We start from the raw sequence: 21905 nt of genomic DNA on the forward strand, positions 1-21905 counted from the left end.
CAATCAGTTCGGAGCCGTGAGCAACCCGGATAGGTCCGACTCCGACGGTGGTTGCATCTGGCACCCAACTCAGGTAGCCCGTGTCTGGGCGGGCTCAACCGTCTCGCCTGATCGTTTCGCTTTGGCGGCGTAGGAACTGGATCTCGGGCTTGGTTGTGGCCAGGTTCGCGGCGCGGGCGTATTCGTCGGCGGCCTCGTCTCGTCGCCCGAGGCGGTGCAGCATGGAGCCGCGCGCCGCGTGCAGCAGGTGATAGGTGGCCAACTCGTCGGCAATCTCGTCGAGGAGGGCCAACCCGGCACTTGGGCCCTGGATCTCCACCACGGCCACTGCACGGTTGAGCGCCACTATCGGTGTAGGCATGACGGCCAGCAGACGGTCGTAGAACCGGAGGATGGCAGCCCAGTCCGTGTCCTCGTAGCGCCCGGCCGCACAGTGCAGCGCCTGGATCGCTGCCTGGAGCTGGAACGGTCCGAGTCGGCGGAGGCGCAGGCAGGACAGCACAAGAGCCTGTCCCTCGGCGATCAGTGTGTGATCCCACCGAGACCGATCCTGGTCCTTGAGCAGCACCACCCCATCATCATCACTGCGTGCAGGCACGCGGGCGTCGCTCAACAGCATGAGGGCCAGTAGTCCCGACACCTCTGGTTCGTCTGGCATCAGGGCCGCGAGCAGCCGCGTGAGGTGGATTGCCTCGGCGCGCAGGTCTCTCCGGGCGGCATTGTCCGAGCCTGCGTTGTACACCAGGTACAGCACCGCCAGCACCGGGCGCAGCCGGTCCGGGAGTTCGTCGTCCTCCGGCACGCGGTAGGGGATGTGTGCCGCCTTGATCTTGTACTTTGCGCGCACGAGGCGCTTGGCCATGGTGTCCTCGCTCACCAGGAAGGCCGAAGCGACCTCTGTGGGGGTGAGTCCTGCGATCAGGCGAAGAGTGAGTGCCACCTGGTGCTCCACCCGGAGGGCCGGGTGGCAGCAGGTGAAGACGAGCCGCAGTTGGTCGTCGCGCAGGACATCTGTCTCCAGGTCGACGGTGGACCCGTGTCGCAGCCGGTCGGAGGCGATCCCCTTGGTGAGCTCGCGTCCGCGGCGGCTTCGGCGTACGACGTCGATGGCTCGGTTGCGCGCGGTTGCGACGATCCAGCCGGCTGGGTTGTCCGGGACGCCGTCTCGTGGCCACCGGTCGAGCGCGGTCACGAACGCGTCCTGCACGGCGTCCTCGGCGAGTGAGATGTCACCGAAGACGCGGGTCAGCGTGGCCACGGCCTGTCCGTAGGCCGCGCGGAACGCGCCTTCGACGTCGTCCATCAACGGTGGCCGTCAGTGGCCGGCCTGGAGGCGTCCGGTCGCCCGGAAGGGTGTGACCTCGATCGAGTGATCGGTGGCCTCGACGACCTTCTCCGCCCAGCCCAGCGCCGCGTCGAGGTCATCGGCGTTGATGATGTAGAAGCCGCCGATGTGCTCCTTCGCCTCCACGAAAGGCCCGTCGGTGGTCACCTTGTCGAGGCCGGTGCCGCCGCTGACCACCGTGGCTGCGTCTGGCCCGTGCAGAGCACCACCGAATACGAAGGCGCCCGCGCTGTCCAGCTCCTCTTCCAGCGCGATGATGCGACCCATGAACGCCTGCATGTCCTCGGGTGACGACGGAGCACGGCTGCGCTCCCCCTGTACGTCGTACAGCGACAGAAGGTACTGGTTCATCCGGACTCCTTCGGTTCGGCGGGAGGATCCCGCTTCGACCTACTGACGAACGGCCAGCGGTCGATCAGGACGCCTTCGCCCCAGAGTCTCAGTAAATGTCCACGCTCGCGCCTACGCTGCGATCATGAACCGTATTGACCGCCTGTACGCCCTGGTCGAGGAGCTGCGCGCGGCAGGGCCACGCGGTCGAACGGCGCGGCAGTTGGCCGGGCACTTCGAGGTAAGTCTCCGCACGATCGAACGGGATCTGAGTGCGCTCGGGCAGGCCGGCGTACCGCTCGCCACCAAGGCGGGGAGAGGCGGCGGGTTCACGCTGGACCGCTCGATGAGCCTCCCGCCGTTGAACTTCACGCCCCGCGAGGCGGCGGCCGTCGCCGTGGCGCTGAGCCGCAGCGAGCACGTGCTCTTCGCGAAGGATGCCCGCAGCGCGCTGCAGAAGATCGTGGCGGCGATGCCGGAGCGGGCGCTCGCAGAGGCGCGCGCCACGGCCCAGAAGGTGCGGCTGCTCGTTCGGCCGGTGGCCGATCCCGATGCTGCGGTCGCCGAGACCATCTGGCGCGCCGTGCGAGGACGGTGTCGATGCGTGAGGTGGTGGCCTCGCCGATGCGGAGTTCGCCGAGGGCGGGGCGGATGTGGTTCTTGATCGCACGTCGATACGTGTCCAGCGAGGTAGGCGACCGCGTCCCGTCGGCGACCAGACCTTCGAACCTCTTCTCCCAAAGGTCAAGGAGGTGGTTGATCTTGTGCATCGCGCTGAGCTCGCCGGACTGGTTGGTCTTGGCGCGATCGTGGAGCTTCTGCTGTAGGGCACGCTCGGCCGCGGTTCTGGTCTTGCCGTACTTCGACACTTGGCGGACGTGACCGTCGTGGTCGCGGAACTTGGCCTGCGACTTGTACTTGACGGGCCTGCCCCTGGTGTCGGTGTGAACGACCCAGGTCGAGATCTCGCCCCATGAACCGACGGGTAGCGGTGGCTTCGCCATCTCAGGCCTCCAACCGGTGTGATGGTTGGCTGATCAACGCCTGTTGGACCCGAGAATCCGCGAGATCGGTATCAGTGCGAACTGATGTGATGTGACGCACAGTCACGATCAGATGAAGGGTGGCAGCTGGTCGTTCAGTTGCTGCGCGGCGATCGGCTCGACATGGGCACTCGGCAAATGAGTGCATAACGAGTGCGTTGCAGACATGACGAAGCCCAGGCCACTTAAGTGACCTGGGCTTTTGTGCGCCGCCAGGGACTCGAACCCCGAACCCGCTGATTAAGAGTCAGCTGCTCTGCCAATTGAGCTAGCGGCGCGAACGAAGAGGATCGTAGCAGGGGGATCGGGGAGATGCGAAATCGGTTAGCGGGTGAGGATGGTCATGGCGGCGTTGTGGCCGCCGAGGCCGGAGACGGCGCCGCCTCGGCGGGCGCCGGAGCCGCAGATCAGGAGGTTGGCGACGTCGGTTTCGGTGCCCCAGCGGCCGGCGTCGGCGGGGTCGGTGGCCCAGGGCCACTGGAGGTCGCCGTGGAAGATGTGGCCGCCGGGCATGCCGACGGATTCCTCGATGTCGTACGGCGTCTTGGCCTCGATGCAGAGGTTGCCGTCGGCGTCGCGGGCGATGCAGTTCTCGAGCGGTTCGGCCAGGTACGACTCCAGGCCGGCCAGCACCCGCCGAACAGACTCGGCCCGGACCGAATCGTTGTCCGAGGCAAACAATCGGGCGGGGAAATGGACCCCGAAGACCGTCAGCGTCTGGTGGCCGGAGGCAACCAGTTCGCGGGACAGGATCGACGGATCGGTGAGCGAGTGGCAGTACACCTCGGACGGTGGCACCGTCGGCAGCTCGCCACTCAGAGCCGACTGGTACGCCGACTCCAGCTGGCTGTAGTCCTCGTCGATGTGGAACGTGCCGGCGAACGCCCGCGCCGGGTCGTCGCCGGTCTTCAGGGTAGGGAGGCGGCGCAGCAGCAGGTTGATCTTCAGCTGTGACCCCTCCGGCTTCTCGACACCGGTCTGGCCACGCAGTGCAGCCAGCGTGGACGGTGCGACGTTCGACAGGACCCAGGAGCAGTCCACGGACCGCTCACCGTCACCGCCGAGCCACGTGACGGAGCCGCGGACCCCGTCTGCTTCGACAGAGGTCACTGACGCGTTGGTGACGAGTACGGCGCCCGCACGCCGAGCCGCCGCGGCCAGCGCATCGGTGACCGCGCCCATGCCGCCGACGGGCACCCGCCACTCACCGGTGCCGTTGCCGATGAGGTGGTACAGGAAGCACCGGTTCTGGATCAGCGACTTGTCGTGGAGTCCGGCGAACGTGCCGATGACGCCATCCGTCGCGACCACTCCGCGGACGGTGTCGTCGGTGAAGCGGCGTTCGATGGTCTCGCCGAGCGGGCGCTCCACCAGCTCCTGCCAGAGCGCACCGTCGACGCGGGACCGCAGGTCCGCGGCGGGCTGGAGCGGCTCCAGGAGCGTGGGTGCGACGGCCTCGGCCAGCGAGCTCACCGAGCCGTAGAAGTCGGTCCAGGCGTCGTACTCCGCGTCGCTCCCCGTCAGCGCCCGGAACGACTCGCGAGTGACAGCACCCTCCGGTCGTTCGACCATCAGCCCGACGTCGCGGCCGGAGCGGCGTACCGGGGTGTACGACGCGACTGCGCGGGACCGGAGGTCCAGGCTGAGGCCCAGATCGGCGACGACCTTGTCGGGCAGCAGGCTGACCAGGTACGAGTACCGGGACAGGCGGGCGTCCACCCCGGGGAACACGCGCTCGCTGACCGCTGCGCCACCGGTGTGCGCCTGCTGCTCCAGGATCAGCGTGGACAGGCCGGACTGGGCCAGATACGTGGCGGCGACCAGACCGTTGTGTCCACCGCCGACTATGACGACGTCGTAGAAGTCCTTCATCCCACCGGCCAATCGAGCTTGTGGTACGCGGCGTCCCAGAACATCCATTCGTAGCGGCACGTCATAGCGAAGTGCTGGTGACAACGTTCCCGCTCCGCGGCCCCCACGTCCAGTCGATCCGTGACGGCGAGCACCTCCTCGACGACTGTGTCGAACTCCTCCGAGCCGTACGTCTCGATCCACTGGCGGTACAGCGGGTCCGGTGAGGACCGCTTCAGCAGCTCCCGGCCGACATCGCGGTAGATCCAGTAGCAGGGCAGTACGGCGGCCACGGCCTCGGCGTACGTGCCTGTGGCGCAGACGGCCGTCAGATAGGACATGTACGCCGTTGTGTTCGGTCCGGACCCAGTGGCGTCGACATCCGCTGCAGACAGCCCCAGCGACGCCAGTAGCGACGTGTGCAGCTCCCGCTCGACCGCGATGGCGTTGGCGGCATGCAGCGCGAACATGCTGACCGCGTCCTCGTCCGGAGCGCGCCCGGCGACCAGGCTGAGCGCCCGTGAGTACGCGCGGAGGTAGTGGCTGTCCTGGACGATGAAGTACCGGAACGCGTCGTGATCGAGGGTGCCGTCGGTCAGCCCGGTGATGAACGGGTGCCGGACGATCTCGTCGTACACGGAGGCGGCACCGCGGTCCCACAGCTCGCCGGAAAACGTCATCCCCACTCCTTGCTGTCGACTGCGACCGACCTTATCCACAGACGCGGCGACAGTGAGAGACGAAGATCACTCCTGGCCCTTACTCTGAGGCATGAGTACCCAGGGGGAGATGCCGCCGGACACGCCGCTGCTGCGGCGGATCCGCGCGTCGGTGATCGGTGACGACCAAGTCATGCCGGGGCCGTACGGTCCGCGCCGGGTGACCTACGCCGACTACACCGCCTCCGGCCGCGCGCTGACCTTCCTGGAGGACTTCATCCGCGACGAGGTCCTGCCGCGGTACGCGAACACGCACACCGAGTCGAGCGGGACCGGCCTGCAGACCACCCGCCTGCGCGAGGATGCCCGCCGGATCATCCACAACGGTGTCGGCGGCGATGACGAGACCGCGCTGATCTTCTGCGGCTCCGGCGCGACCGGGGCGATCGACAAGCTGATCGGGATCATGGGCCTGCGGATCCCGGCCGAGCTCGACGACAGGTACCACCTGACCGATCAGATACCGCAGGACCAGCGGCCGGTCGTCTTCATCGGGCCCTACGAGCACCATTCGAACGAGCTGCCTTGGCGTGAGTCGATCGCCGACGTGGTCGTGATCAGCCAGGACACGGACGGTCACATCGACATCGACCAACTGGAGTCGAGGCTGCAGGAGTACGCCGATCGGCCGGTCAAGATCGGATCGTTCTCCGCGGCCAGCAACGTCACCGGCATCGTCAGCAACACGCAGCGGGTCTCGGCTCTCCTGCATCGGTACGGCGCCTTGTCGTTCTGGGACTGCGCCGCCGCCGCGCCGTACGTCGAGATCGACATGTACGGCGGACGCGACCTGGACCGGTTGTCGTACAAGGACGCGATCTTCCTCAGTCCGCACAAGCTGATCGGCGGGCCGGGCACTCCCGGCGTACTGGTCGCGCGGCGCGAGCTCCTCCGCAACCGGGTGCCTGATGTCCCGGGCGGCGGGACCGTGGCGTACGTGAACCCGCTCGAACATCGGTATCTGGACGATCCCGTGCACCGCGAGGAAGGCGGCACGCCGGCGATCATCGGATCGATCCGGGCCGGGCTGGCGTTCCAGCTGAAACAGGCGGTCGGGATCGAGGTGATCCGTGCGCATGAGGACGCGTACCTGCGGCGCGCGGTCGAGGCGTGGAAGGCCGAGCCGAACCTGCAGATCCTCGGCAATCTGGACTCCGAGCGGCTGTCGATCGTCTCGTTCGTGGTCAAGGCTCCGTCCGGGCGGTACCTGCACCACAACTTCGTGGTCGCGCTGCTCAACGACCTGTTCGGCATCCAGTCGCGCGGCGGGTGCTCGTGCGCCGGGCCGTACGGTCACACGCTGCTCGGGATCGACATCGACCGCTCGCACCTGTTCGAGGAGGAGATCCTGCACGGCTGTGAGGGGATCAAGCCGGGCTGGGTGCGGGTCAACTTCAACTACTTCATCTCCGAGGCCGTCTTCGCGTACGTCGTCGAGGCAGTCAAGCTCATCGCGCGCGACGCTTGGCGCCTGCTCGGTGACTACCGCTTCGACCCGGCCAACGGTCTGTGGCGGCACCACCGCGGTCCGGTCGAGCCGCCGATGCGCCTGTCGCAGGTCGGGTACGACGCCGACGGCAAGCTCAGGTATCCGCGCCACGACCACACGGCGCCGGAGTCGGCGCTGGGCGATTACCTGGCCGAGGCGCGGGACCTCCTGTCTACGTGCCAGCAGGTCAGCGATGCCGAGGGGCAGGTCAACACTGATTTTGATCACCTCCGGTGGTTCGACCTCCCGTCTCGCTGCCTGGCTCGTGACTAGCCGGGTGCTCGGGGTCGATGCCTGCAAGAAGGGCTGGATCGGCATCGCGGGGGATCTGCGGGCGTACTTCGGTGTGACGATCGGTGAACTGGTCGAGCGGACTGAGGTGGATGGAGAGCTGGCGGTGGTCGGGATTGATATCCCGATCGGTCTGCCCCTGCGTGGGGCACGGGAGGCGGACGTGTTGGCGCGGCGGGTGGTGGGGAAGCGGGCGTCGTCGGTGTTCGCGACGCCGGTGCGGGCGGCGTTGGAGGCCGGGACGCATGCGGAGGCGTCGGCTTTGAACATCGAGGCGACCGGGAAGGGCGTGAGTCAGCAGGCGTACGCGCTGGCGAAGCGGATTCTGGAGGTTGATGTGTGGGCGCCGGATGCACAGTGCGCGGTGATCGAGGTACATCCTGGGTCTCCTTCGCGACGATGGCCGGGCGGCCGTTGTCGCATCCGAAGTCCACCTGGGCAGGCGGGGAGGAGCGCCGGCGGTTACTCGCGGCGGCCGGGATGACTGTGGTTGGTGATATCGGGTTCGCGGGTGAGGTGGCGGGGGTCGACGACGTACTCGATGCCGCCGCGGCCGCCTGGACGGCGAGGCGATACGCGGAGGGGCGAGCGCGCGCGTACCCGAGCCCGCCGGAACAGCTCGGCGACGGCATACCTTCCGCCATCTGGGCCTAGTGGGCTCCTGCCTTTTGGAGGGTGGCGGCGATCTCCTTGTAGGCGCGGGACTTGGCGTGTTCGAGTGGGGTCACTCCTTCGGCGTCGGGGAGGCTGGGATTGGCGCCGGCGTCGAGGAGGATCTGGACGATGTCCTGCCAGGGCTTCGTGCCTTTGCCGAGGATGATGGCTTCGAGCAGGGCGGTCCAGCCGAGGTTGTTGACGTGGTTGACGTTGATCTTGGTCTTGACGACACGTCGGACGTAGTCGACGTGGCCGCGTTCGCTGGCCGGGATGACGGAGATGCCGCCGAAGCGGTTTCGGAGTGTGAGGTCGGGGTCGGCCGGGAGCAGGGTCTCCAGCATCGCGACGCTCCCGGTCACGCCAGTGACCAGCCAGGCGGAGTCCTGCCGGTCGTCCTGGGCGTCGGGGTCGGCGCCGAGCTCGACGAGCAGCCGCGCGACGTCGACCCGGTCATTGAGCGAAGCGAGCAGTAGGGCGGTACGGCGGTGGTCGTCACGCGACTCGATCGGCGCACCGGCCGCGAGGGCCGTCGCGACCGCGTCTGCGTTGCCGGAGGTTGCGGCAGTGAGTAGTGCCGAGGCGGGGGAGGACGGGCGTTTGGCGGTGAGCGCGGCGCTGACGGCGGGCTGATCGCGGTCCTTGGCTGCCTGCACCGGGGTGGTGCCGTCGCGCTCGGCGGGCTTGGTGGTGTCGGCGCCCGCGGCGACGAGCAGCCGGACGGTGTCGACGTACTCCGGTGTGCCTTTGCCGAGCAGGACTGCCTCGTGCAAGGCGGTCCAGCCGAGGTTGTTGACGTGGCCGACGGGTACGCCGGCCTGGATCAGGCGGCCCACCACAGCAGCGTGACCACGCTCGGCCGCGCGGATGAGCGCCGTGCCGTGGTAGCTGTCGAGGCTACGGACGTCGGCGCCGTGGGCGAGCGTCAACTCGAGCAGCTCGAGGTAGCCCTCGCTGGCAGCGATCAGGAACGCGCTCTGGACGGTGTCGTCGGCCGCGTTGACGTTCGCGCCCGCGGTGATCAGCCGGAGCGCCTCGGCGACGTCGTTCTTCCAGGCAGCCGCGATCAGCTGCCCGTCAAGCTTGGACGGCGCACCGGACGGCGCACCGGAGGGTGCAGGAGGTGGGCCAGTAGGCGGCTCGGTGGATGGCACAGAACTGCTCCTCGAAGGCGATGGAGTGCTGCTGGTCTCAGTGGAACACGCGGTGGTCACCGCCATCAGCAGGACGGCGGCCGCGGCGATCGGACGGCGCTTCATCGGCGCGGCGGGGTCAGCGTGATGACCTGGTACGGCGGCAGCGCGGTCGCCTCGTCGAACTTGCTGTCGACCACCAACAACCGTCCCTGAGCGAGCTTCGCGGTCGTCAGCACCCGGTCCGGATCGGTCGGTGTCGCAGCCACCAGCCGCGCGACCCGGCCGTCAACAGACAGCCGCAGCGTGCTGAGCACGCGAGAGAAGTTCCGCACGACCCAGAGGCTGTTGCCCTGCTGCACAAGCCCGTCGGCGTTGACCAGATCCGCTCCGGCCGTATCGACAGTGGTCGCCTGACCGGTCCGCAGGTCGAACCGCCACAGCTTGCCGACGTTGCCCTGGGCCACAATCAGCGCCCTGCGGTCCGGCGACAGCACGATCCCGCCCAGGTTGAAGCCGGTCGACACCGGGATCGCCGCACCGGCGTCCGCCCAGGTCTGGATGGTCCACCGGCCGTGGCGCTCGGCCACCCGGAAGATCTGCGGGGCGTTCGAGTTCGTCACGTACGCCGCGCCGTCCGGCCCGATCACCAGGTCGTTCAGGAACGCGTTCGGTACGCCGGTTCGCAGCGCCGCGAGCAGCCGTCCGTCGCGGTCGTAGACCCACAGGTCCGGCGCGCCAGGGTGGTCGATCCCGTTCGGGCCGCCTGCGACATACACCCGGCCGCGGGCGTCGACGGTCACGCCTCGTGCCGTCCAGCGGCCGTCGGTGCCGTCGCCCTTCAGCCACTCGGTCGCCGTCGTGGATCGCAATTGACCGCGGTGGATCTCGCCACCGGTCGTCTCGGAGACGTAGTACCTCTGGGTGTGAGCGTCGAACCCGATCCCTTCGAACTTGGATCCGCCGGCGTCGCCCGGGAGCTCGTAGGTGCTCGGGCGGCGGGCGAAGGCTGTGGACGTGCCCAGGCCGAGCAGCGTGGCGGAGAGCGCGAGGGTGGCGGACAGGGCGCGGACGGACATGCGGACCTCTCAACGGTCGTGGGATTCGGTCTGCGTCCAGCCTGCGCCGGCGGGGGAGGTCGGTACGACGGGTGTTTGGCCACCATCAGATAGCCGAACGGATGATTCGGATCGTGGTCTGCCGGGCCTAACATCAGCTGAACCATGACTACTAGGGCGATCCTCAGCCAGGTGAATCGACTGGCGACCGCACTGCACGCGGCGCTGGTCGTCCTGGTGCTGGCGTCCGCGATCCGGTACCTGACCGGTCACGGCTTCGGCGACCGCGCGCCGTGGGTGCTCGCAGGCGCAGCGGTGCTACTGGCGACGTACGCCGCCTACCGGGTGCTGCCGAGCCGGTTGTGGCTGGCGTTACTGGTCCTGGAGTGGTGCGTACTGGTCCTGTTGGCGCCGTCGTTCGCGTGGTGCGCAGTGCCGCTCTCGTTCGTTGCTCTACGGGTTCTGCCGTTCCGCCCGGCCTGTCTGGTCGTTGCGGGCATGGTGATCGTCACCGTGGTGCAGTGGAGCCGGATGGCCGACCGGCTGGACCCGACGATCGTGCTGGGACCTGTCTGCATCGCCGTGCTTGCCGTCGGCGCCTACCGGGCGTTGGAGCGGGACGCACTGGCCAGGCAGGCGCTGCTGGACGAGCTGCATGCAGCAGAGGGCGATCTGGCCGACGCCCAGCACCAGGCCGGCGCACTGGCGGAGCGGGCTCGGTTGTCGCGCGAGATCCACGACAGCGTCGCGCAGGGCCTGTCGAGCATCAATCTGCTGCTGCAGGCGGCAGAGCGCGAGTGGGACGACCGACCGGAGTCAGCACGCGGGCACGCGGCCCAGGCCGCAGCCACCGCACGAGACAGCTTGGACGAGGTGCGGCGAGTCGTCCGCGACCTCGCCCCGGCCGAGTTGGCAGCCGGGCTTCCGGACGCGCTCCGGAAGAGCTGCCAGCGCTTGTCCGCCCACAGCGAGACCACGGTCCGCGTCGTGGTGCACGGCGACCCGGTCCCCCTCGGATCAGAGGCGGAGACCGCGCTGTTGCGCACGGCCCGCGGTGCGTTGGCCAACGTGCTCGAGCACGCGGAAGCGCCCGAAGCCGTTGTGACGTTGACGTATCAGCCAGATGCCGTCGTTCTCGACGTTGTGGATAACGGACGAGGCCTTCCGCGAATTTCAGCCAAGATGGACTCCGATCGCGGCCACGGCCTGGCTGGGATCCGGGAACGGCTGAGACAACTGGGAGGAACGCTGGTGCTGGAGAGCGAACCGGGGGAAGGCACGGCTCTGGCCGCCTCGATCCCCCTGAAGATTCCACAGCCGGGGCAGCCATGATCCGGGTGGCGCTGGTCGACGATCACCCCGTCGTGCGCGCCGGGGTGCGAGCGATTCTCGAGGGCCAGGACGACCTGACCGTGGTCGGCGAGGCGTCGGACGCGCGCAGCGCCGAGCAACTCGTCGCGGCCCTCCACCCGGACATCGTGCTGATGGATCTCAATCTCGGCGCGGGGCCAGGCGGCGCCGAGGTGACCGCTCGGCTGCGAGCCCTGCCCGAACCGCCGTACGTGCTGGTGCTGACGACGTACGACACCGAGGCGGACATCATCAGCGCGATCGACGCCGGCGCCTCCGGGTACCTGCTGAAGGATGCGCCGCCCGACGACCTGTTCCGGGCGATTCGCGGCACAGCTCGCGGCGAGACCGTGCTCGCGCCCGCGGTCGCCGCCCGGCTGGTGCGGCGCTCCGGCCCGATGCTGACCGAGCGCGAAGTGGAGATCCTCGGGCTGCTCGCCACCGGTATGTCGAACCGGGAGCTGTCCCGCAAGCTGTATGTCAGCGAGGCGACGATCAAGTCCCACCTCGCGCACATCTACACCAAGCTCGAGGTCGACACGCGTGCCGCCGCCGTGGGGCGCGCGATCGAGCAGCGCATCATCCGGCCGGACATGTCCTAGGGTCTGACTTGTGAGCGGCGAGGATGAGGCGGGCGAGAGCGAGAGCCTCCTGACAGTGCTGGTCGCGCTGACAGCGAACCTGTTGATCGCGGTCGCGAAGACGGTGGTCGCCGTGATCACCGGGTCCGCCTCGATGGCGGCCGAGTCGGCGCACTCCTGGGCCGACACGGGCAACGAGATCTTCCTGCTGGTCGGCGAGCGGCGGGCGCAGAAGCCGGCCGACCAGACGCACCCGCTCGGGTACGGGCGGGTCGGCTACATCTGGTCGATGTTCGCCGCGTTCGGCCTGTTCACCGTCGGCGCAGCGGTGTCGGTCTGGCACGGCATCCAGTCGCTGCAGCACGGCGAGGCGGACGGTACGTCGTACGGTTGGGCGTACGCCGTCCTCGGTGTCTCGTTCGTGCTCGAGGGGATCTCGTTCACCCAGGCGATGCGGCAGACCAAGGCCGGTGCGATCGAGCGGATGCTGCGACCGTGGCGGTACGTGCGGATCACGTCGAACCCGGTGCTGCGCGCGGTGTTCGTCGAGGACCTGTCCGCGCTGATCGGCATCCTGATCGCCGCCCTCGCGATCCTCATGCACCAGTTGACCGGCAACGCGGCCTGGGATGCGGTCGGGTCGATCGTGGTCGGCATCCTGCTGGGCGTGGTCGCGCTGTTCCTGATCAGCCGGAACATGGACTTCCTGACCGGTGAGGCGGTCACGCCGCTGGCCCGGAACCGGGTCCTGCGCGCGCTGCTCGAGCACCAGGACATCGAGCGGGTCACGTTCCTGCACATGGAGTGGGTCGGCGCCGACCGGATCTTCCTGGTCGCGGCGGTCGACGTCACCGGCAACGACGTCGAGTCCGAGGTCGCGGCCCGGCTGTACGCGATCGAGGACGCGCTCAACGCCCGCAAGGAGATCCAGCAGGCGATCCTCACGCTCTCCCGCCCCGGCGATACCACCAGCCTCCAGCCCGGGGAGCTACCAGCCTGGTACGTCGAGCCCTCCTAGGGCACGTTGGCCAGGAAGCGTGAGCGGTCCACGACGACGCGTTCCAGTTCACCGTCCGCAATCAGCTGCCCGGCGGAGTTGGTGGCGCGGACCCGGAACAGCAGTTGGCGACCGTCGACAACAGGGGCGTCCGCGACGATGTCCACGGTGTCGCCGACCCGGGTCGGGAGCCGGTGGCGGATGCGGACCGCCGTACCGACCGAGGTCTGACCGGGGCCGAGCGCGCGGAGGGCCAGTTGGGCCGTTGCGTACTCCAGCCAGGTGAGCAGACGCGGCGTGGCGAGGACCTCGACGTCCCCGCTGCCGACGGCCAGCGCGGTGTCCGCGGGTGTCACTTCGTGGCGCACAGCTAGCTACCCCCTTGAGGTGTACGCTCCCGCCCGTGGAGCCCGTACACGTGGCAGTTTCAGCGTTGGCTGCATTGTTGCCGATCACGAATCCGATCGGTGCGCTGGCCACCTTCGCAGGCCTGACGGAGGGCGTCGACCGCGCCGCGGTGAAACGCCAGGCGATCATGACCGGCGTCTACGTGCTCGCGATCCTGGCCGTGTTCGCACTGCTCGGCACGCTCGTGCTGGAGGGGCTCGGCATCGGCCTGCCCGCGCTCCAGATCGCCGGCGGCCTGGTGGTCGGGCACTCCGGCTTCGGGATGATCGTCTCCCGCGCGACGCTGACCGACGACGAGAAGACGCACGGGGTGGCGAAACCGGACGTCTCGTTCTCGCCGATGGCGCTGCCGTTGATCGCCGGGCCGGGCGCGATCGGCGTGGTGATCGCGCTGACCGCGCGCCATCCCGGGATCGCCAACCGGGTCAGCGTGATCATCGCGGGCGTCGTCGTCGCCGGTCTCGTGGCGGTCCTGCTGCGGTTCGGTACGCCGCTCGTCGACAAGCTCGGTCCGACCGGGCTGGGTGCACTCAGCCGGATCATTGGCTTCCTCACCCTCGCGATCGGCGTCGAGCTGGTCACGCACGGCGTACTCGCCGTGAAGTAATTCGCATTAGCATCGATTTCGATGCCAAGCTGGGGATATGACGATCGAGTACGACCGGCTCCAGGACGATGTGGCGCGTGGCTGGAACACCTGGGACACCCGCAGTGTGCTCACCCAGGTCCTGCTCCCGGACGCGCTCGGTCTCTCCTTCGGGCTGAAGGAGTATTACCGCGGTACGTCGCTGCGAACGGCGCAGATCGGCCGGCGGACCGAGGGCGCGGAGACCGTGACGCTCGGCCCGCACGCGTACGACGGCAGCTACACCGAAACCACGCTCACCTGGGCCGGCGTCACGATCCGCGTCCAGACGGCGCATGCCGGCGCGGATCTGGTGGTGCTCGTGACGCCGACCGCGAATCAGCCGAAGAGCGCGCTGCTGACGGTCGGGGTCGGCTACCTGTGGAATTGCCCCGGCACGGTCGTCCGCGAGGCGGACCGCATCCGGGCAACCGGTGACCGCGTCGTGGAGGTCTTCGCGACCACGCCGCACGTCGACGATCCGTATTGCGACATCGACGGGCCGTACCTCGCCCTGGATCTCGGACAGGCGGTCGGTGTCAGCACTGGTCAGCCCCGGACTCTGCCCGAGATCGCCGAACTGATCGCAAGCGCAGCCCTGGGCACATCAAGCACTGACCATCAAGAGATCGTCCGCGACGCGATCTCCTGGAACACCATCTACGAACCGTCGAAGTCGCGCGTGATCACAGGAGTCAGTCGGTTGTGGAACGTCGGCAAGCGCGGCGGCTACGCACTGTTCTGTTGGGACGCGTTCTTCAACGCCCTGCTCGCCGCGCCGAACAGCAAGGCGGTTGCGTACCTGAACGTCGTCGAGATGCTCCGCGCCCGTACCCCCGAAGGTTTCGTCCCGAACGTCGAGCAAGGCACCGGCCGGAAGACGTACGACGGTTCGCAGCCGCCGGTCGGATCGATGACCGTCCTCGAGCTGTACCGGCGCTTCGGCGAACGCTGGTTCCTGGAGGAGTGCTTCGGGACGCTGCTGTCCTGGAACCGCTGGTGGTGGCGCGTCCGCCGCGACGGTGAGCTGCTCTGCGCGGGGTCGACATACTTCGACCCGGAGTTCCCGTCGCCGCAGGACATCCCGCGCATCCACCAGCACTTCGGCGCGACCTGCGAGAGCGGATGGGACGGGCATCCGGTTTTCGATGATGTCCCGTTCGACCAGAACAAGAGCCTGCTCGCCGCGCACGACGTCGGCCTGAACAGCCTGTACGCCGTCGATTGCGAGGCGCTCGCGGAGATCGCCGATATCCTCGGCGAATCGGACGCCGCGGGGGAGCTGCGTGCGCGGCACGATGCGGTCGTCGATGCGATGGAGACGTTCTGGGACGAGGACGCCGGCATCTATCGGAGTCGGCGTACCGACACCGGACAACTGACGAAGCGACTGTCGACGATGAGCTTCTACCCACTGCTGGCCGGTGTCGGGAGCGGTGAGCGGACCAATCGGATGCTGGCGGAGCACCTGCTTGCCGACGACGGGTTCGGCGGCGAGTGGATCCTGCCGACCTCGCCGCGGAACGAGAAGATCGAGCTCAAGGACACGTCGTACTGGGAGCTGCGCGCCTGGCCGCCGGTGAACTTCCTTGTCTACCTGGGGTTGCGGCGGGCGGGGGAGAAGGACGCGGCAGCCTGGCTGGCCGAGGGCAGCGAGCGGCTGGTGCTGAAGGAGTGGAGGGAGCACCGGCACATCCACGAGAACTACTCGAGCGTGCACGGCGCGGCCTGCGACAAGCCGAACAGCGAACCGTTCCAGACCTGGGGCGCGCTACTCAGCCTGATCGTGCTGATGGAGCGGGGCGAGATCACGCTGTTCAACGACGAGAGGTGGCGTGGATGAGCCTGCTGAGTGGCGTGGTCGTGCCGTTGGTGACGCCGATGTCCGCGCCCGGCGTGCCGTCCGCAGCAGCGGCGGAGAAGTTGCTGACGGCAATGGCATCCGTCGGCGTCCGCCGGTTGATGCTGCTCGGGAGCAACGGGGAAGGTCCACTGATCCCGGCCGAGATCTCCGGTGAGTTCACGGCCGGCGTGGTGAAGCAGTGGCGGGACCTCGTGCCCGAGGGGACGATCCTGGTCAACGTCACAGCCCCTGGTACGGCGGAAGCGGAGCGGCGTACTGATGACGCCGCCGCTGCGGGGGCGGATGCGGTCGTCTCGAGCCCGCCGACCTTCTTCAAGCACCGTGCCGACGAGGTGGTCGCCCACTTCGAGGCGCTGGGCCGACGCGGACTGCCGGTCGTTCTCTACAACACGCCCCGCTCCACGCTACTCACCCAGGAGACCGCAAGAGCCCTGCAGCCGTACCTGGTCGGTGTCAAGGATTCCTCCGGCGACCCGGAGATGCTGCGCTACCTGCTGTCGCTCGGGATCGAGGTCAGTCAAGGCGATGAGCAGGGTCTGGCCGACGCTGTACGCGCAGGTGCGCACGGCATCACGCCTGGCATCGCCAACCTGGCACCGGGTCTCGCACTGCAGATGGTTGCCCCTGGCGCCGATCTCGATCACCTGCAGCAGCTGTCCACTGCTTTGACCAAGATCCACACGGTGCGTCCCGGCGTACCGACGGTGAAGGCGCTGCTGAACACCCGCGGCCTGTGCTCCCCCCACTGCGCTCCGCCGCTCGCCCCCTGCACAGCGGACGAGGTCCGCCACCTGACGGACCTCGTCGCTGCGCTGGAAGAGCACCTGATCCCGCGGTCTACTTCTGCTTGGTCGGCTTGATCGCGTTGACCGGGGGCAGCTTCCAGGACTTGCTCTTGGCCAGGGTGGACAGCTCGGCCGCGGACAGGATCGGCTGCTTGCGGGTGTGCTGTTGGCCCTTCTCTGCCGGGCCGTTGTAGCTCGTCACGTTGATGTTGCGGCCGTCCGGGCGGTACAGGGTGACGAAGCGGCTGACGACGCTGTACTGCGCCTGGCGACCGTCGCTGTACTCGGGGGACACCGGTGAGACGTAGAGCACCGAGCCGTCGGCCAGTGTGGTGCAGCCTGAACGCGCAGTTGCGCACGGGTTGCCCTCACCGCCACCGGACACCATCACGTCGACCCGGGCGGCGCCCTTGCCGTCGTCGACCACGTACGCGGCACCGGCGTAGTCGCCACCGCCCCATGTCTCCGGCTTGGTGAGCTGCCGCCCCGGCGCCGTGAGCAGCGTGCGGAGCGTAGCCAGCGTCTCCTTCGGCGTAACGCCCTTCGCCGGCGGAGCCTTGGTCACCCCACTGGACGTCTTCACGGACGGCTTGGTGAGCGGTGCCGCGGTGCCGGCGACTCCAGCGTCGGCGGGTGAGCTCAGCAGCTGGATGCCGCCACCAACCACCCCAGCGGTGGCTAAGACAGCAGCAGCCCCACTCACGGTAAGCAGTGCGGTACGACGTCGCCGCTGCCGGAGGCCCTTCGCGACTGTGCGCTCCAGCAGGTCGGGGCTGACCGGTTCGAGGTTCTCGGTGGCGCGCTGCATCAGGTCAGTCAACTGTGTGTTCATGGTTCTCCTCGGGTTCAGAGCGCGATCAACTGGGCGGCGCCGTCGCCAAGCACCGCACGGAGGCGGTCCAGGGCGCGGGCGGTGCGGGTGGTGATCGCACTGGTGTTCTTGCCGAGATCGAGCGCCACCTGCTCGACGCTGCGATCTTCGAAGAACCGCAGCACCAGCACAGCGCGATCCAAAGGAGCCAGCTCCCCCAAGGCCCCCTGCAAAGCCACCCGCAACTCCACATCCCCAACCCGCTCAGCAACCTCGGGCACTTCCCCAGTAGGCCGCTCAGACCAGCTCCGTCGCCGCCGCTGAGAGATATAAGTACGAACCAGCGCAGTCCGCGCATAAGCCACCGGACTATCGATCCGATGCCAAGCCTTCAACAGGTTCGCGAGCGTGTCCTGCACCAGATCCTCAGCATGATGCCGATCCCCGGTCAGCAGCCAGGCCGTCCGATACAACTGCGGTATCCGGGCCCGCGCGAACTCCTCAAACTCCTCAGTCGACCTCATCCACACCCTCTCGTCGATGCCCTACCCCAAAAGACGCACCGACGGGCCCCAGAGATCACACCCTCTTCAGAACACCTTCGCCAAGACCCACACGGCGAACGCCAAGAACCCCACCCCAAACGTCACCACAACCACGACGCCATACCCAAACCAAGTACTCCCAGAAACCTTCACTCCCGAATAATCACAGAAGCCCGATTCCCAAGCCACCCGCCCAACCCAGCCACCGCAGCGAAAGCCAACCCGCCCAACCCAGCCACCGCAGCGAAAGCCAACCCGCCCAACCCAGCCACCGCAGCGAAAGCCAACCCGCCCAACCCAGCCACCGCAGCGAAAGCCAACCCGCCCAACCCAGCCACCGCAGCGAAAGCCAACCCGCCCAACCCAGCCACCGCAGCGAAAGCCAACCCGCCCAACCCAGCCACCGCAGCGAAAGCCAACCCGCCCAACCCAGCCACCGCAGCGAAAGCCAACCCGCCCAACCCAGCCACCGCAGCGAAAGCCAACCCGCCCAACCCAGCCCCAACAGCCGAGCGCAGCGAAGGCGCAAGGGGGTGCGGGTGGCGAAGCCCCCGCTCGCGGCAAGCGAAGCGCAGCCGCACAAATGACGAAGCCGACCAAGCCTGCGCTCTCCGCAGGCATGGCCGGCCATCGGGTGAGTGACGGGACTCGAACCCGCGACCACCTGGACCACAACCAGGTGCTCTACCAGCTGAGCTACACCCACCATTGCCGTCTGAACCGCGACGGCTGAGCAATCATAGCGACGAACTGTCAGGACCAGAAATCGAGCCTGTCAGGACCCGGTCGGGCTGTCCGGGACGGGTGCGGCGATGAGGCTTGCGGCGGCTCGGGCGGTATTGGAGTCGGGTCCGGGCTGCGGCACGAACACGGTCTGCCGGTAGTACCGCAGTTCGTCGATGCTTTCGCTGATGTCGGCGAGGGCACGGTGGTTGCCGGTCTTGGCGGGTGTCGCGTAGTACACCCGCGGGTACCACCGGCGGACCAGTTCTTTGATGGAGCTGACGTCGACGTTGCGGTAGTGCAGGTGCGATTCGACGCGGGGCATGTCGCGGACGAGGAAGGTCCGGTCGGTGCCGACGGAGTTCCCGGCGAGGGCGGCTTTGCGGGGTTCTTTCACGTACGACGTGATGAAGTCGAGGACCTGTTGTTCGGCGTCGGCGAGCGGGATGCCGCCGGAGAGCTCGTCGAGCAGCCCGGAGGCGGTGTGCATGTCGCGGACGAAGTCGCCCATCTGTTCGAGCGCGGCCGGTGGTGGAGCGATCACCAGGTCGATGCCGTCGCCGAGCACGTTGAGTTCGTAATCGGTGACGAGCACTGCGACCTCGATCAGGGCGTCGTTCGCCAGGTCGAGGCCGGTCATCTCGCAGTCGATCCACACCAGCCGGTCGTTCATGGGCACCCACCTTACGGCGAGCCGCCGACACTCCTGCGGCGGCGTGCCCTGTCAGCGCGGCGCGTGGCCCAGGTGGACGCTGCGGACGGACAGTACGGCGAGGTCGCGGCGGCCGCCGAGGTAGTGCGGTCCGTCCGGGTCCAGCAGTTGCTTCCAGACGACCAGATCCTCCGGCTCGAGCCACTCCTGGTCCCCAGCGTCAGCATGCCCGTGACCGTGACCATGACCATGTTCCTCACCGGTCATCCGCGAGATCCGCGTCCGGAACTGCTGGACGAGCTGCTCCAGCCGCTCCGGCGACAGCGGCGCCGGTGTCTCGGTCAGCACGCTCCGCGTGGTCGCGCCGGTCAGTCCGGCCCGCGTCAGCGCCTCGGTCCACCCGTACGGCATCGGCACCGACCCCGGCAGCGAGTCCCGCATCACCTTGAACCACCTGTCCTGAGCCAGGTCCAGCCGCAGTTCCAGCCCGGGCTCACCGACCCCGAGGTCCCACGGCAGGTGCCGCGCCGGCAGTCCGCCCTCTGCGAGCGCCAGCCGCCCGCCCGGCGCAAGCAGCGAGGCCAGCGCATCCACAGCGGCCTGCTGATCGGCGGCGTGGTGCACCGAAGCCGACGCCCAGATCAGATCGGCCGGCGCGTCGATTGCCCGACGCAACGGCTCTGCCCCTTCGTCCATCGATGCCAGCTCACAGCGCACTAGCCCGGCGGTGTGCTGCCTCGCCTGCTCCAGTACGTCGGGATCCGCGTCGACAGCCACCACCGTCGCCGTAGGAAGAGCCTCGGCCAGCGCCTTGGCCATCCCGCCGCCACCGCAGCCGATGTCGGCCAGGACCTTGTCGCCGTCCCGCACCAGACTGCGGGCCACCGCCGCGTTCCAGTCGCCCTCGCCCTCGGCCGACGCGCGCAGCCGCCCGGCCTCTTCAGCCCAATCGATCTCGATCATGCCGACAGTCTGGTCTCACGACGGGGCGCATCCCGCCTCATGTTGCCGGACCGGCAAAGGGCGCTACGGTGGCGCGATGATCGCGACCGACCGCCTGACGATGCTGCCGCTGAAGGTCGAGTACGCCGGGGCTCTGGCGGAGGTCCTTGCCGACCCCGGCCTCTACACGTTCACCGGTGGTGAGCCACCCACCGTCGAGGCTCTCGAGGCCCGGTACGCCCGCCAGCTCGAAGGTCCAGGACGTGCGGACGAGCAATGGCTCAACTGGGTGATCCAGCACGACGACGAGCTGATCGGCTACGTGCAGGCAACCATCACCAAAGGTACGGCGGAGATCGCCTGGGTCATCGGCACTGCGTGGCAGGGCCGGGGCTTTGCGAAAGAGGCAGCACAGGGACTCGTCACCTGGCTACGGGCGCAGAACGTCGACCGGATCATCGCACACGTGCATCCGGACCACACTGCGTCTGCCGCAGTTGCAGCGGCAGTGGGACTCGCGCGCACCGACGTTCTGGAAGACGGCGAGTATCTGTGGAGCACCTAACGGCAGGCCCGGTGACCCGGGCCTGCCGTCAAGCAATTCAGATCGGGCGAACGTTCTCCGCCTGCAGGCCCTTCGGGCCCTGGGCGATCTCGAACTCGACCTTCTGGTTCTCGTCCAGCGAGCGGAAGCCCTGCGTCTGGATCGCCGAGTAGTGGACGAACACGTCAGCGCCGCCGTCCTCCTGGGAGATGAAGCCGAAGCCCTTCTCGCCGTTGAACCACTTCACTGTTCCCAAAGCCATGATTTTCTCCTGATACGACAAAACGCCCGGCGGATTACAATCCGCGGGCGCTTCGACAACGAACGTGGAACTGCATAACATCAACCTCGACGACCCTAGCACGCTCAGTGAGTCTTCAGCCATCCCTGATCTTGCCGCGCGTCGAACTCGTCCGGCGTCGCGGGCCAGTCAGCCGCGCAACCGGACGTCCCGCACTCGCACGCGAAGGGGTACGGCGGCAGCTCGGCCAGCCCGATGTCCGCCTGCCACAACCGCCCCTGCGTGCACGCCGCGAGGTTCTCGTACCGCCGCTGGCGCGACAGTTCCTCGCCAGCAGGCAGCCGTGGCAGCGGACCCAGAGCAGCCTCGACCGCGGCCGAGATAGCTGACCAGTCCGGTGTGGCAGTCACCTCGACGACCGCGCGTCCGCGCTCCGCGGCCTCGCGACGTACCTGATCCGCCAGTACGGCGTCCCGCGCCAAGAGACCCTCCAGCCGGGCTCGACCGGCCGGATCGTCCGCTCGGGCCAGCCGCTCCTCCCGCGCGCGCCGAGTCTGCTCGGCGTCCGGCAGCAACCACACCGCCGCCGTGACGTCGTCAGCCATCGACGGGAACAGCTGTGGCCCCTCGACCAGCGCCGGTACGTCGCCCAGCGAGCGCTCCCGCACATCCGCGGCCACCAGCTCCAGCCGCAACCGCGCGATCCGTACGAACGCGTCCGCGGCGTACTCCGGACCCTCGGCCAGATCCTCGGCGAGCGGCCGCATCGGCGGCAACCGGTCCAGGTGTGCGTAGGTCCACAGGTCGATCGGGTGCAGCGGCAGGTCGCCCCGCCGCGCAAGTCCCCGAGCGATCGTCGATTTCCCGGCCCCTGGCGCGCCACCGATCCAGACCATCACCCGCCCATCCTGCCAAGCCGAGGGT

The 21905-nt window shown here is 68.3% G+C and carries 24 protein-coding genes, 2 tRNA genes and 1 pseudogene; 11 read left to right on the forward strand and 16 right to left on the reverse strand.

Annotation, left to right across the window (positions count from 1 at the left end; all coding sequences use genetic code 11):
- Window positions 1-94: 94 nt before the first annotated feature.
- Together OHA18_RS26250 and OHA18_RS26255 are read right to left on the reverse strand one after the other, a co-directional pair.
- The gene (locus tag OHA18_RS26250) at window positions 95-1303 is read right to left on the reverse strand and encodes an RNA polymerase sigma factor (RefSeq protein ID WP_328997962.1); all 1209 of its coding nucleotides are present in this window, start codon (window positions 1301-1303) and stop codon (window positions 95-97) included.
- A gap of 12 nt (window positions 1304-1315) precedes the next feature.
- Window positions 1316-1696, reverse strand: a complete 381-nt coding sequence (locus OHA18_RS26255; protein WP_328997963.1) for a YciI family protein — start codon at window positions 1694-1696, stop codon at window positions 1316-1318.
- A gap of 124 nt (window positions 1697-1820) precedes the next feature.
- Here OHA18_RS26255 and OHA18_RS26260 point away from each other — a divergent pair, with 124 nt between their 5' ends.
- Complete coding sequence (locus tag OHA18_RS26260) at window positions 1821-2339, forward strand: helix-turn-helix transcriptional regulator (protein ID WP_328997964.1); 519 nt, start codon at window positions 1821-1823, stop codon at window positions 2337-2339.
- On the opposite strand, the pseudogene OHA18_RS43400 reads toward OHA18_RS26260, so the two are convergent.
- The 4 genes and pseudogenes from OHA18_RS43400 to tenA form a co-directional block, all read right to left on the reverse strand.
- A pseudogene (locus OHA18_RS43400) lies at window positions 2323-2679 on the reverse strand (site-specific integrase); the annotation flags it as partial. The gene OHA18_RS26260 and the pseudogene OHA18_RS43400 overlap by 17 nt on opposite strands.
- A gap of 244 nt (window positions 2680-2923) precedes the next feature.
- Window positions 2924-2996: transfer RNA gene (locus OHA18_RS26265), tRNA-Lys, on the reverse strand.
- A 46-nt stretch (window positions 2997-3042) separates the two neighbouring features.
- Window positions 3043-4590, reverse strand: coding sequence for a phytoene desaturase family protein (locus OHA18_RS26270; RefSeq protein WP_328997965.1), 1548 nt, complete (start codon window positions 4588-4590; stop codon window positions 3043-3045).
- Window positions 4587-5249, reverse strand: coding sequence for a thiaminase II (gene tenA / locus OHA18_RS26275; protein ID WP_328997966.1), 663 nt, complete (start codon window positions 5247-5249; stop codon window positions 4587-4589). Before tenA ends, OHA18_RS26270 begins: the two co-directional genes overlap by 4 nt.
- 91 nt (window positions 5250-5340) lie before the next feature.
- Between tenA and OHA18_RS26280 the strand changes: the two genes are divergently transcribed.
- Genes OHA18_RS26280 through OHA18_RS43405 form a run of 3 tightly spaced genes read left to right on the forward strand, consistent with a single transcriptional unit; the run spans window position 5341 to window position 7722 of the window.
- Complete coding sequence (locus tag OHA18_RS26280; RefSeq protein ID WP_328997967.1) at window positions 5341-7050, forward strand: aminotransferase class V-fold PLP-dependent enzyme; 1710 nt, start codon at window positions 5341-5343, stop codon at window positions 7048-7050.
- Window positions 7043-7552 (forward strand): DUF429 domain-containing protein, encoded by a 510-nt coding sequence (locus tag OHA18_RS26285; protein ID WP_442914335.1) that lies wholly within the window; start codon window positions 7043-7045, stop codon window positions 7550-7552. The genes OHA18_RS26280 and OHA18_RS26285 overlap by 8 nt, the downstream gene beginning before the upstream one ends.
- Window positions 7468-7722 carry a DUF429 domain-containing protein gene (locus tag OHA18_RS43405; protein ID WP_442914336.1) on the forward strand — a complete coding sequence of 85 codons (255 nt, stop codon included), beginning with the start codon at window positions 7468-7470 and terminating at the stop codon, window positions 7720-7722. Before OHA18_RS26285 ends, OHA18_RS43405 begins: the two co-directional genes overlap by 85 nt.
- Here OHA18_RS43405 and OHA18_RS26290 read toward each other — a convergent pair.
- Complete coding sequence (locus OHA18_RS26290; protein ID WP_328997968.1) at window positions 7719-8876, reverse strand: ankyrin repeat domain-containing protein; 1158 nt, start codon at window positions 8874-8876, stop codon at window positions 7719-7721. The two genes, OHA18_RS43405 and OHA18_RS26290, sit on opposite strands and share 4 nt — an antisense overlap.
- Window positions 8877-8977: 101 nt before the next feature.
- On the reverse strand, window positions 8978-9934 hold the full coding sequence (locus OHA18_RS26295; RefSeq protein WP_328997969.1) for an SMP-30/gluconolactonase/LRE family protein: 957 nt from the start codon (window positions 9932-9934) through the stop codon (window positions 8978-8980).
- A 144-nt stretch (window positions 9935-10078) separates the two neighbouring features.
- Here OHA18_RS26295 and OHA18_RS26300 point away from each other — a divergent pair, with 144 nt between their 5' ends.
- The 3 genes from OHA18_RS26300 to OHA18_RS26310 are packed head-to-tail and all read left to right on the forward strand — an operon-like array spanning window position 10079 to window position 12862.
- Entirely contained in the window at window positions 10079-11245 is a 1167-nt protein-coding gene (locus tag OHA18_RS26300) for a sensor histidine kinase (RefSeq protein WP_328997970.1), read from the forward strand.
- The gene (locus OHA18_RS26305) at window positions 11242-11865 is read left to right on the forward strand and encodes a response regulator transcription factor (protein WP_328997971.1); all 624 of its coding nucleotides are present in this window, start codon (window positions 11242-11244) and stop codon (window positions 11863-11865) included. Before OHA18_RS26300 ends, OHA18_RS26305 begins: the two co-directional genes overlap by 4 nt.
- Window positions 11866-11875: 10 nt before the next feature.
- Complete coding sequence (locus OHA18_RS26310) at window positions 11876-12862, forward strand: cation diffusion facilitator family transporter (protein ID WP_328997972.1); 987 nt, start codon at window positions 11876-11878, stop codon at window positions 12860-12862.
- Here the strand turns inward: OHA18_RS26310 and OHA18_RS26315 are convergent.
- A complete protein-coding gene (locus tag OHA18_RS26315; protein ID WP_328997973.1) occupies window positions 12859-13209 on the reverse strand; it encodes a thioesterase family protein in 351 nt (116 codons plus the stop codon). The genes OHA18_RS26310 and OHA18_RS26315 overlap by 4 nt on opposite strands.
- A gap of 50 nt (window positions 13210-13259) precedes the next feature.
- Between OHA18_RS26315 and OHA18_RS26320 the strand changes: the two genes are divergently transcribed.
- The 3 genes from OHA18_RS26320 to OHA18_RS26330 are packed head-to-tail and all read left to right on the forward strand — an operon-like array spanning window position 13260 to window position 16598.
- Window positions 13260-13856 (forward strand): MarC family protein, encoded by a 597-nt coding sequence (locus OHA18_RS26320; protein WP_328997974.1) that lies wholly within the window; start codon window positions 13260-13262, stop codon window positions 13854-13856.
- A gap of 37 nt (window positions 13857-13893) precedes the next feature.
- Window positions 13894-15717 (forward strand): MGH1-like glycoside hydrolase domain-containing protein, encoded by a 1824-nt coding sequence (locus tag OHA18_RS26325; RefSeq protein WP_328997975.1) that lies wholly within the window; start codon window positions 13894-13896, stop codon window positions 15715-15717.
- Window positions 15714-16598: a dihydrodipicolinate synthase family protein gene (locus OHA18_RS26330; protein WP_328997976.1), complete on the forward strand. Its 885-nt coding sequence runs from the start codon at window positions 15714-15716 to the stop codon at window positions 16596-16598. Before OHA18_RS26325 ends, OHA18_RS26330 begins: the two co-directional genes overlap by 4 nt.
- Here OHA18_RS26330 and OHA18_RS26335 read toward each other — a convergent pair.
- The 5 genes from OHA18_RS26335 to OHA18_RS26355 form a co-directional block, all read right to left on the reverse strand.
- Complete coding sequence (locus tag OHA18_RS26335; RefSeq protein ID WP_328997977.1) at window positions 16576-17355, reverse strand: hypothetical protein; 780 nt, start codon at window positions 17353-17355, stop codon at window positions 16576-16578. The genes OHA18_RS26330 and OHA18_RS26335 overlap by 23 nt on opposite strands.
- Window positions 17356-17369: 14 nt before the next feature.
- Window positions 17370-17858 (reverse strand): SigE family RNA polymerase sigma factor, encoded by a 489-nt coding sequence (locus OHA18_RS26340; RefSeq protein ID WP_328997978.1) that lies wholly within the window; start codon window positions 17856-17858, stop codon window positions 17370-17372.
- A 654-nt stretch (window positions 17859-18512) separates the two neighbouring features.
- A tRNA-His gene (locus tag OHA18_RS26345) sits at window positions 18513-18585 on the reverse strand.
- A gap of 69 nt (window positions 18586-18654) precedes the next feature.
- Window positions 18655-19275 carry an oligoribonuclease gene (orn, locus tag OHA18_RS26350; RefSeq protein WP_328997979.1) on the reverse strand — a complete coding sequence of 207 codons (621 nt, stop codon included), beginning with the start codon at window positions 19273-19275 and terminating at the stop codon, window positions 18655-18657.
- 51 nt (window positions 19276-19326) lie between these two features.
- Entirely contained in the window at window positions 19327-20217 is an 891-nt protein-coding gene (locus tag OHA18_RS26355) for a class I SAM-dependent methyltransferase (RefSeq protein ID WP_328997980.1), read from the reverse strand.
- 76 nt (window positions 20218-20293) lie between these two features.
- Here OHA18_RS26355 and OHA18_RS26360 point away from each other — a divergent pair, with 76 nt between their 5' ends.
- Window positions 20294-20761: a GNAT family N-acetyltransferase gene (locus OHA18_RS26360; RefSeq protein WP_328997981.1), complete on the forward strand. Its 468-nt coding sequence runs from the start codon at window positions 20294-20296 to the stop codon at window positions 20759-20761.
- 37 nt (window positions 20762-20798) lie between these two features.
- Here the strand turns inward: OHA18_RS26360 and OHA18_RS26365 are convergent, their stop codons facing one another.
- Together OHA18_RS26365 and OHA18_RS26370 are read right to left on the reverse strand one after the other, a co-directional pair.
- Window positions 20799-21002, reverse strand: coding sequence for a cold-shock protein (locus tag OHA18_RS26365; protein ID WP_134096839.1), 204 nt, complete (start codon window positions 21000-21002; stop codon window positions 20799-20801).
- Between the two features lie 104 nt (window positions 21003-21106).
- Window positions 21107-21877, reverse strand: a complete 771-nt coding sequence (locus OHA18_RS26370; protein ID WP_329006163.1) for a hypothetical protein — start codon at window positions 21875-21877, stop codon at window positions 21107-21109.
- Between the last annotated feature and the right edge of the window lie 28 nt (window positions 21878-21905).

This window comes from Kribbella sp. NBC_00709 (assembly GCF_036226565.1).
In the GTDB taxonomy this organism is placed as follows: domain Bacteria; phylum Actinomycetota; class Actinomycetes; order Propionibacteriales; family Kribbellaceae; genus Kribbella.

Excerpts from the sequence above, each read along its gene's own strand:
- OHA18_RS26250 (WP_328997962.1), bottom strand. The coding sequence starts at position 1,303 with ATGGACGACGTCGAAGGCGCGTTCCGCGCGGCCTACGGACAGGCCGTG.
- OHA18_RS26255 (WP_328997963.1), bottom strand. The coding sequence starts at position 1,696 with ATGAACCAGTACCTTCTGTCGCTGTACGACGTACAGGGGGAGCGCAGC.
- OHA18_RS26260 (WP_328997964.1), top strand. The coding sequence starts at position 1,821 with ATGAACCGTATTGACCGCCTGTACGCCCTGGTCGAGGAGCTGCGCGCG.
- OHA18_RS26270 (WP_328997965.1), bottom strand. The coding sequence starts at position 4,590 with ATGAAGGACTTCTACGACGTCGTCATAGTCGGCGGTGGACACAACGGT.
- tenA (WP_328997966.1), bottom strand. The coding sequence starts at position 5,249 with ATGACGTTTTCCGGCGAGCTGTGGGACCGCGGTGCCGCCTCCGTGTAC.
- OHA18_RS26280 (WP_328997967.1), top strand. The coding sequence starts at position 5,341 with ATGAGTACCCAGGGGGAGATGCCGCCGGACACGCCGCTGCTGCGGCGG.
- OHA18_RS43405 (WP_442914336.1), top strand. The coding sequence starts at position 7,468 with ATGGCCGGGCGGCCGTTGTCGCATCCGAAGTCCACCTGGGCAGGCGGG.
- OHA18_RS26295 (WP_328997969.1), bottom strand. The coding sequence starts at position 9,934 with ATGTCCGTCCGCGCCCTGTCCGCCACCCTCGCGCTCTCCGCCACGCTG.
- OHA18_RS26300 (WP_328997970.1), top strand. The coding sequence starts at position 10,079 with ATGACTACTAGGGCGATCCTCAGCCAGGTGAATCGACTGGCGACCGCA.
- OHA18_RS26305 (WP_328997971.1), top strand. The coding sequence starts at position 11,242 with ATGATCCGGGTGGCGCTGGTCGACGATCACCCCGTCGTGCGCGCCGGG.
- OHA18_RS26325 (WP_328997975.1), top strand. The coding sequence starts at position 13,894 with ATGACGATCGAGTACGACCGGCTCCAGGACGATGTGGCGCGTGGCTGG.
- OHA18_RS26330 (WP_328997976.1), top strand. The coding sequence starts at position 15,714 with ATGAGCCTGCTGAGTGGCGTGGTCGTGCCGTTGGTGACGCCGATGTCC.
- OHA18_RS26335 (WP_328997977.1), bottom strand. The coding sequence starts at position 17,355 with ATGAACACACAGTTGACTGACCTGATGCAGCGCGCCACCGAGAACCTC.
- OHA18_RS26340 (WP_328997978.1), bottom strand. The coding sequence starts at position 17,858 with ATGAGGTCGACTGAGGAGTTTGAGGAGTTCGCGCGGGCCCGGATACCG.
- orn (WP_328997979.1), bottom strand. The coding sequence starts at position 19,275 with ATGAACGACCGGCTGGTGTGGATCGACTGCGAGATGACCGGCCTCGAC.
- OHA18_RS26355 (WP_328997980.1), bottom strand. The coding sequence starts at position 20,217 with ATGATCGAGATCGATTGGGCTGAAGAGGCCGGGCGGCTGCGCGCGTCG.
- OHA18_RS26360 (WP_328997981.1), top strand. The coding sequence starts at position 20,294 with ATGATCGCGACCGACCGCCTGACGATGCTGCCGCTGAAGGTCGAGTAC.
- OHA18_RS26365 (WP_134096839.1), bottom strand. The coding sequence starts at position 21,002 with ATGGCTTTGGGAACAGTGAAGTGGTTCAACGGCGAGAAGGGCTTCGGC.
- OHA18_RS26370 (WP_329006163.1), bottom strand. The coding sequence starts at position 21,877 with ATGGTCTGGATCGGTGGCGCGCCAGGGGCCGGGAAATCGACGATCGCT.